At 70.4% G+C, this 301-nt stretch carries 1 pseudogene; it reads right to left on the bottom strand.

Features of this window, described 5'->3' with window-relative positions:
* Positions 1–38 precede the first annotated feature (38 nt).
* Positions 39–301 (bottom strand): annotated as a pseudogene (locus tag P0G09_RS18700) (amino acid decarboxylase); the annotation flags it as partial.

Here is a 301-nt window from a genome sequence, read left to right as displayed (position 1 = left end):
GCCTACCTGCATCTGGGCCCCAAGGCCCCCGTGCAGGAGGCTCCCCCGGTAAGCACCGGCAGGGTCTTGTGGCCGGAGTCACAGCAGGCCGCCGCGCCCAGGTCGATGGGGTGGCGGCTCCCGCCGGGCAGAAAGCGCAGGTAGGCCCCGTGGGCGTTATCCACCAGCAGGGGCACGCAGTGAGCATCGCAGACGGCAGAGAGGGCCGCAATATCCTGCATCCCGCCCAGATAATCCGGGCTGGTCAGGTAAACGCCGAAGGGTGCTCTCCCCGGCCCGGCCAGCTCCTCAAGGGCGGCGG

This window comes from Faecalibacterium sp. DFI.5.82, from assembly GCF_029076575.1.
GTDB lineage: Bacteria > Bacillota > Clostridia > Oscillospirales > Ruminococcaceae > Faecalibacterium > Faecalibacterium duncaniae.
The sequence above is the reverse complement of the archived record's forward strand: the minus strand, read 5'-3'. Positions and strand labels throughout refer to the sequence as shown.